Source organism: Porphyromonas sp. C0026D3 (assembly GCF_056590775.1).
Genome location: NZ_JBWPWU010000003.1, coordinates 273905 through 281755 on the forward strand (window position 1 = coordinate 273905; position 7851 = coordinate 281755).

A 7851-nucleotide genomic window follows, 5' to 3' on the forward strand; every position below is an offset into this window, starting at 1 on the left:
GGTAAATAAAAAGATAAGGCCGAGCAAGGATCTCCTTGCTCGGCCTTATCGTACTCCCCTCTGTCGGGGATGGTGTGGAGCTGGATGCCGGATGGGGCTCTAGAGTACAACCGTGTTGTCGGCATCCGGTTGGCTGTTGGCGCCGGGTGTAATGAGCTTGTATCCTTTGCCGTGTTTGTTTTGGATCTCTACTCGCTCATCGCAGGACAAGTGCTTGCGGAGCTTGGTGATGTAGACATCCATGGATCTGGCATTGAAGTAGGTGTCCTCGCCCCAGATGGTCTTGAGAGCATAGGAGCGCTCCAGTAGCTCATTGGCATATAGGCAGAGCAGGGTCAGTAGCTCCGTTTCTTTGGTGGTGAGGTTGACCGGCTCATGATCCTTGTAGGTCAGAGTCTGACGCTGGGTGTCGAATACAAAGTCACCGATGCTGTAAAAGGGTACGGGTGCGGACTTTTTGTTTTGCACACGTCGAAGTACCGCATCGATACGCATGGTGAGCTCCGAGGTATTGAAGGGCTTTTTGAGATAGTCATCTGCACCAAGTTTGAAGCCTTTTTCCACATCTTCGTTGAGGACACGTGCGGTCAGGAATATGATGGGCATATTGGGGTTGATCCCACGTATGTCCTCGGCAAGCTCGAACCCATCTTTTTGGGGCATCATGATGTCGAGGACACAGATATCCCACTTGGTGGGGTTGGCAGAAAAAGCCTCATAGCCCTGCTGGCCATCCTGATATAGATCTGTCACATAGCCTTTGGCGTTGAGAAACTCGGTCAGTAGTGGTCCTAGATTTTCGTCATCCTCGCAAAGGAATACTTTTACGTTATTTTCCATAATGTTCTGCTTTTAATAGTGGTATTTTGATTTCAAATGTTGTGCCGACACCGACCTTGCTTTCGGCCTTGATGGTGCCTTTGTGGCTTTGTACCATGCGTGCCACATAGGCAAGCCCTAGACCAAAGCCTTTGACATTGTGTTGGTCTCCTGTGGGAACGCGGAAGAAGCGGTCAAATATCTTTTTGAGGTATTCGCGCTTGATCCCTTGTCCATTGTCACTGATGCGGAGGATGAAGTTGTTTTTGTCACTGTTGGTCTCGACCCGGATGATGGGTGGCACGTCCGGTCGCCGATACTTCATCGCATTGTCCAGTAGGTTGAAAACGATATTGGTCAGGTGCATCTCATCTCCCAGGACCATCGTGTCTTGCGCATTGAGGTCGACATCCAGGACACCGTCGGCGTTTTCGATCTTGAGGCTGGAGATACTGGTGACATTGATCACCAGCTCCTCCATGTCTATCTCTGTGAGCTTCAGAGCAAGGCGGTTGTCGCTCCCGTCAAAGAAGGACATTTGCAGTACTTTCTCGATCAGGAGGTTGAGGCGGTTGCCCTCTGCCGTGATCGAGGTCAGGGTTCGCTGACGCTTCTCCTCATCGAGGTAGAGGTCTTGGTCATAGAGGAGGGAGGTCCCGATCAGTATGGAGCTGACAGGGGTCTTTAGCTCGTGTGTCATGTTGTTGATGAAGTCCTTGCGCATCTCCTCAAGCCTTTTTTGCTTGAAAAGGTTAGCAATACTATAGGCAAAGGTCAGGAACAGCAGGGCCGTAAAGATCACACTCGGGATCAAGAAGTCGATGGTGCTGGAGATGTACTGCCGCTTACCGGGAAAGTAGACTCGTAGGTAGTACATGCGAGAGGGATGGTCGTCACCAAATAGCGACTGGCTATAGACGGCATAGCTATTGTCCCGTGGAACGTTGCCTGTGCTGTAGTAGACTTGGTTGTCGTTGCCAATCACCTCGTAGATATAGGGTAGGGTGATACCGGATTTTTGGAGATAGGTACAGAGGTAAGCCTCCAGTTGTGGGGTCGTCATTCGTTCGTAGAGTGGCAGGTTGTACCGATCCCTGACCACCTCGAGTGCCAGCTGGACGACCATCTGACGGATACTCCGATAGCGGTTGGTCAATTCGTCCTGCATCAGCTTGGACAACTCCGTGATCCTATCCTGCTCTGTGACTATGTCTTTCGGGACTTGTAGCCCCGCATGTGGCGGACGAAAGTACTGGAATGGTCCCGGGGTGTTCGTCCCTTGAGCGCTCTCGTTTTTGAGCAGGTCTTGGACCATGGGCGTGGGGATACCCAGCTCTTCATTGACCAGCCGTGCCATCTCGTCTCGCTCAAGGCTGCTGTTCACCTCGTACAGTGCACGGGCCACAGAGTTGTCGAACTGTGTATTGCGTGACTGATACACCACACTGATGTAGCCCACCTGCATGTATAGGAGACCTACGAATGCAACGAGCATCACACCTACTATGAGCCACAGTGACTGTTTCTTCATATCCACAAGTTACAAAGATTTTGATTGCGAGTTAACACAATTGCGGTTAAAGGTGATTTTTTGACTGTTAAATAAGCGTAACTGACTGAGACTGACCGCCTGTTTATCTCCTTTGAAAAAAAACAGAAAGTGACCACTACGGCCTCTTTTCTTCTTCAAAAAAATGCGGCCTCCGATGGACAAACCAAAAAGGGGAGTGTGCCAAACTTTCGGCACACTCCCCTTTGTCTAGCTAAATGGTTGGCTATATATGGATGGGCATTACATCATGCCACCCATTCCGCCACCCATTGCGGCAGCAGCCGCTGCGGCATCATTTTTCTCCTCCGGCAGGTCCGTGATGACACACTCGGTGGTCAAGAACATTCCGGCGATGGAGGCCGCATTTTCTAGGGCTACACGTGCCACCTTGGTTGGGTCGATCACGCCTGCCTCTGTGAGGTCCTCGTAGGAGTCCGTGCGGGCATTGTACCCAAAGGCACCCTTGCCTTCACGCACTTTTTGGACAACCACTGCACCCTCCATGCCGGCGTTGGCAACGATCTGGCGAAGTGGCTCCTCTATGGCACGGTGGATGATCTCGATACCTGTCTGCTCATCCTGCGTGCTTCCCTTCAGGTTGTCGAGGACATGGGTAGCGCGGATGTAGGCTATACCACCTCCGGGGACTGTTCCCTCCTCGATTGCGGCGCGGGTCGCACTGAGGGCATCCTCTACGCGGTCTTTTTTCTCCTTCATCTCTACCTCGCTGGGTGCACCTACATAGAGTACGGCTACACCACCCGCTAGCTTGGCAAGACGCTCCTGCAATTTCTCGCGATCGTAGTCGCTGGTGGTCGTCTCGATCTGGCTCTTGATCTGGTGTACTCGGCTCTTGATGGCTTCGCTGTCGCCACCACCGTTGACGATCGTGGTGTTGTCCTTGTCGATCGTGACTTTTTCGGCCGTTCCGAGCATGTCCATAGTTGCGTTTTCGAGTTTCAGCCCAGTCTCCTCGGAGATGACGGTTCCACCGGTCAGGATAGCGATATCCTCAAGCATTGCTTTGCGACGATCACCAAATCCGGGGGCCTTTACGGCGGCGATCTTCAGAGATCCACGCAGACGATTGACTACGAGTGTGGCTAGAGCCTCGCTCTCGATGTCTTCGGCAATGATGAGCAGTGGACGACTTGTCTGGACGACTTGCTCCAGGATGTTTAGGAAGTCTTTCAGCGCACTTATCTTTTTGTCAAAGATGAGGATGTATGGGTTTTCAAACTCCACGGTCATCTTGTCCGTGTTGGTTACAAAGTAAGGAGAGATGTAGCCCTTGTCGAACTGCATACCCTCTACGATCTCCACAGTGGTTTCCATACCCTTGGCTTCCTCTACTGTGATGACACCCTCTTTGTTGACCTTGCCCATGGCTTCTGCGATCAGCTTGCCGATCTCCTCGTCACCGTTGGCTGAAATCTTGGCTACGTGTTCGATCTTCTTTAGGTCTTGCCCCACCTCAGTGCTTTGTTTGCGGAGATCCTCCACCACTGCGGCTACGGCTTTGTCGATACCTCTCTTGAGGTCCATAGGGCTTGCACCTGCGGCTACGTTCTTTAGCCCAACACCGATGATGCTCTGTGCCAAGACTGTGGCAGTCGTCGTCCCGTCACCGGCATCGTCATTGGTCTTTGAGGCCACTTCCTTGACGAGCTGAGCGCCCATGTTTTCAAAGGCATCCTCCAGTACGATCTCTTTGGCTACCGATACACCGTCCTTCGTGATGTGAGGTGCTCCAAACTTTTTATCCAAGATCACGTTGCGACCTTTTGGTCCGAGGGTTGTCTTTACGGCATCAGCCAATTTGTCCACTCCATTCTTGAGGAGATTGCGGGCCTCTGTGTTGAATTTTATCTGTTTTGCCATATCTGATATCTGTCTCTATGTGTGTTGCTGTGTTGTGTGTTTGATTAGCCTAGTACTGCGAGGACATCGCTTTGTCTCATGATGAGGTACTTCTCACCCTCGAGCTCAATCTCTGTACCGGAGTATTTTCCAAAAAGGACCTTGTCACCCTCCTTGAGGATCATTTCTTCATCTTTCGTCCCTTGTCCCACTGCTTTTACGATACCTTGTAGTGGCTTCTCCTTGGCGGAGTCTGGGATGATGATGCCTGAGGCTGTCTTTTGTTCAGCGTCTGCAGGGAGGATAAGCACCCTGTCTGCTAGAGGTTTGATGTTCATAACTTATCTGCTTTATTATTTATGGTTATATAAGTTTGCTGTCAAGTAGTATGGAAATTCTGTGCCAAGCAAGTGCGGACAAGTGCCAAACTCTGACAAAATGTCGCCCATGACACCTTGGTGGTAGGTTTTGTCACCTACTCGGGCAAAAGCTCTGCCAGGATTGCCCTGGAAGTAGTCCGTACTCAAAAGGCTACCGCCTTGCGTCTTGGCCCCACATGAGCTTGTTTCGGAGGGTGGAGTAGTAGGAATAGCGCTTTCGGATATGAGCCACTTTCACGCTCTTTTCGCTTGTCTCAAGTGAAATGCGTGATTTGTTGGATAGCGCAGTACTCTTCCCATCCAGTGCGAGCAAAAAAGTGCCACTTCGGCTCTCGACACTTAGGTCAAGCCGTACACTGTTGGGGACGATGAGCGGTCGCATGTTGAGCATATGTGGAGCAATCGGGCAGAGCAAGAGCACCTCACACTCCGGATGAATGATCGGGCCATTGGCACTCAATGCATAGGCAGTGGAGCCAGTGGGCGTGGCGACTAGGACACCATCGCCCTCATAGGTGGCCACAAAAGCATCGTTGATGTGCGCTCGCACCGAGATCATACTGGCCATATCCCGACGGATGAGCCCCACTTCATTCAGAGCTTCACCCTCCAAGCAGATTTTACCGCAATCATCGTAGATGGTTGCATGGATGAGGTGCCGCACTTCATGGCTTAGAACTTCACCACATAGGATCTCATGCCAAGACTCTCTCAGCTCATCGGGCTGGGTCGTCGCCAAAAAACCCAGTCGCCCTGCATTTACCCCCAGTACTGAGGCATCAGTGCCTGCCGCTTGCTTGGCGGCTCTCAAAAAAGTGCCATCACCACCAATACTGATGAGGAGATCGCATGCACCATCGCTCATCACCGACACGGAGCGAGCATTTCCCATCGACACACCTTGCGTATGTAGATAGCTGTAGTAGCGAGGCTCTATCCGAATACTAACCCCATCCCTCGGCTCCAGTAGGGTAGTCGCCAGATCAAGTAGTGCTTGTGTTGGCTCTTGTTCGCTTACGGAGCCTATGATACCTATTATCATTGGAGGATCAGTAGTGAGTCTTTAGAGGTACTTTTCGGTTTGCCCCGGACGGGGACGTTTGATCCGTAGTCACGGACCGATTGCGTGCGGGAACGGGGTTGGGGGCCGCCTGACTGCTACAGTGCATGAAGAGCTCCACTTTCGGCAACTCTTCCAAAATAGCTTCGACACGCTTGGCACTTGCCGGGTGTGTGCTCAAAAAGTCGCCACTGCCACCCCCCGATTCACTGCCCGCCATCCGACGCCAAAAAGTAGGGGCTTGCTTGCAGTCGTACCCGGCCATGGCCATTAGATACAGACCGATCTTGTCGGCTTCAAACTCGTGCTGACGACTGTACGGCAACTCAAAAAGCACCTTCGTGCCAATCGTGTAGGCAACACTCCCGGCAATCTGGGCCCCCATGCTGCTTCCACTCAATATCTGCCCCAATACCTGGGCTCCTGTGCGTTGTAGGAGTTGTTGGCTCATGCGTTCGTTCGCATGCTTGGCCAGTGCGTGAGCCACCTCGTGTGACAGCACAGTGGCCAGCTCATCATCAGTCTGGCAAAAGGGAAGAATACCCTCGTACACGACGATCTTTCCCCCCGGCATACACCAAGCATTTGCGAGATCACTTCTGATGAGATTAAATTCCCACGAAAACTTCCCGGTCTCAGCTTCAAGGCCACAGCGGATCAAGTACTGCTCCGTCGCAGCAGCGATCCGACGACCAACAGTCCGAACCCGCTCCGTCTGGCGGATATTCCCACTGATCGGGGCTTGTCGGATGAACTCTCGGTACTGCTGATTGCTCATGGCGAGGACCTCACTGTCCGAGACAAGATTCATTTGTCGACGTCCACTCAGAGGAACCGACGAACACGACACCACGCACCAGGAGAGCAGTAGTGCTATAAAGGGTTGGAAAATAATACTTCTTCTCATCAGTTTTTGTTTGCTCCGTATTGGTGGTGAGCGAGATACCACATTTGGTCGCGCCCATCCACCACAAACCAAAGATACAAAATATCCGCACTCTGTCACCCTCATAGCTTCAAATACGACCCCGCCAGGGGTCGCAAAACAGATCGACCTGCTTTGCGACCCCTGTCGGGGTCGTTTTTTTTATTTCGGAGGCTTGCGTACCCGGGGTCATCGGGGCTTCGCCCCTCGACCGCCGGGCTATGAAAGAGGCACCCCTGTCGGGGTGCTGCCGACCCAACTTCTCCACCCCAATATTGCCGACTGTTTGGTGACCCAAACTATTGACCCATTGGTGAACTCAATCAATACTTCCAAAACGAAAAATAGGGTCGACAAAACGGGTCTGCCGACCCCGCCAGGGGTCGTGCTTTCATAGCCGGGCGGTCGAGGAGGGGCGCAGCCCCGACGATGACCCCCGGTAAAAGACGGTCCCTCCCCACCTCCCGACCCCGCAGGGGTCGCAAAACAGATTAGCCGGAGGGTCGACAAAGATGGGTCTGCCGACCCCGCTAGGGGTCGTGCTTTCATAGCCGGGTGGTCGAGGAGGGGCGAAAGCCCCGACGATGACCCCCGGTAAAAGACGGTCACCCCCCACCACCTCCCGACCCCGCCAGGGGTCGCAAAACAGATCAGCTGGAGGGTCGAGAAAACGGGTCTGCCGACCCCGCTAGGGGTCGTGCTTTCATAGCCGGGCGGTCGAGGAGGGGCGCAGGCCTCGACGATGACCCCCGGTAAAAGGCGGTCACCCCCCCACCTCACGACCCCGCTAGGGGTCGCAAAACAGATCGGCAAATAGGACTAAAAAAACTCCTTTTGGGAGCGTTGGTAATCAACTACTTACATGGGACGTTGAGTTTCACGGATAGAAGCGAAACTTTTCGCGGATAGAAGCAAAAGGTTTCACGGATAGAAGCGACCGTTTGGACGGATAGAAGGAAAATGTTGATTCGGAAACTCCTTTTTATTCGCCTAGTTCTTAGCTGATTGCCTTCGGTTTTGAGCTCTAGGAAGGTTGTGTGTTTGGTGGAATGAAAAGTTGTGTGTACCTTTGCAGTCCGAACCGATGAAAAGGTGACCTCAATGGAGGTGCCGGGTTCGGACGAAAAAGAGATCATAGACATGTTGGCAAAGTAGAAGATACTTCGGGTTGTTTTTTTATAGGACGATCCGAGGTAGCGTTAGAAATAGAGTAAAGACAAAAGATGATGTAGTGTTTTCTCTTGGCCTTTCGGGG

At 52.5% G+C, this 7851-nt stretch carries 6 protein-coding genes; all 6 read right to left on the bottom strand.

The features are described from left to right. Positions 1 to 99 precede the first annotated feature (99 nt). The 6 genes from rprY to AC1EK1_RS04055 all read right to left on the bottom strand — a co-directional run bounded on the left by rprY (position 100) and on the right by AC1EK1_RS04055 (position 6578). Entirely contained in the window at positions 100 to 840 is a 741-nt protein-coding gene (rprY, locus tag AC1EK1_RS04030; protein WP_480305889.1) for a response regulator transcription factor RprY, read from the bottom strand. Then, complete coding sequence (locus tag AC1EK1_RS04035; protein ID WP_480305890.1) at positions 830 to 2350, bottom strand: sensor histidine kinase; 1521 nt, start codon at positions 2348 to 2350, stop codon at positions 830 to 832. The genes rprY and AC1EK1_RS04035 overlap by 11 nt, the downstream gene beginning before the upstream one ends. Before the next feature lie 261 nt (positions 2351 to 2611). Continuing rightward, positions 2612 to 4252: a chaperonin GroEL gene (gene groL / locus AC1EK1_RS04040; protein ID WP_480305891.1), complete on the bottom strand. Its 1641-nt coding sequence runs from the start codon at positions 4250 to 4252 to the stop codon at positions 2612 to 2614. Positions 4253 to 4296: 44 nt separating this feature from the next. Continuing rightward, positions 4297 to 4569: a co-chaperone GroES gene (locus AC1EK1_RS04045; RefSeq protein ID WP_480305892.1), complete on the bottom strand. Its 273-nt coding sequence runs from the start codon at positions 4567 to 4569 to the stop codon at positions 4297 to 4299. A 193-nt stretch (positions 4570 to 4762) separates the two neighbouring features. Beyond that, positions 4763 to 5653 carry an NAD(+)/NADH kinase gene (locus AC1EK1_RS04050; protein WP_480305893.1) on the bottom strand — a complete coding sequence of 297 codons (891 nt, stop codon included), beginning with the start codon at positions 5651 to 5653 and terminating at the stop codon, positions 4763 to 4765. Positions 5654 to 5660: 7 nt separating this feature from the next. Further along, on the bottom strand, positions 5661 to 6578 hold the full coding sequence (locus AC1EK1_RS04055) for a M48 family metallopeptidase (protein ID WP_480305895.1): 918 nt from the start codon (positions 6576 to 6578) through the stop codon (positions 5661 to 5663). Between the last annotated feature and the right edge of the window lie 1273 nt (positions 6579 to 7851).